We start from the raw sequence: 375 nt of genomic DNA, 5'->3' as shown, positions 1-375 counted from the left end.
CCCAACGCTCCTATGTCGCTCCTAGCCGACAACGCCGCTCTTCTTCTAAGCGGCCCCGAAAGGAGCTAACCTACTGTCCCATATACGGTTTCAAGTCCTTCTTGATTTGCGCGAAAGAATTGACACCGGCACTTTTTTGTTTGCGCGGCGCTATGCGTGCGCCGTGTCCTTGCCCTTGGCGACGGCCGTGAGCGATACGCCCAATGCGTCCATGACCCGACGCAGCGTCAGGTAGCTTGGGTTGGCGCCCGGCGCGAGCACACGGTACAGGTTCGTGCGCGCCAGGCCGGTCTCCTTCGCAATGGCCCCGATACCGCGCGCGCGGGCAACATCGCCCAGCGCCTGGAGAAAGGCGTCCGGATCGGGATCGGCGGC

Annotated in this window: 1 protein-coding gene; it reads right to left on the bottom strand. The window is 63.2% G+C overall.

Annotated features, from left to right (window positions below; all coding sequences use genetic code 11):
• Positions 1-150 precede the first annotated feature (150 nt).
• The coding region (locus ACR6JA_RS22650; protein WP_494599704.1) for an addiction module antidote protein at positions 151-375 on the bottom strand (225 nt) is incomplete at its 5' end.

The sequence above is a fragment of the Cedecea sp. B1(4) genome, assembly GCF_059414925.1.
Note: the sequence above shows the minus strand (reverse complement) of the source record. Positions and strands in the feature narration are given on the sequence as shown.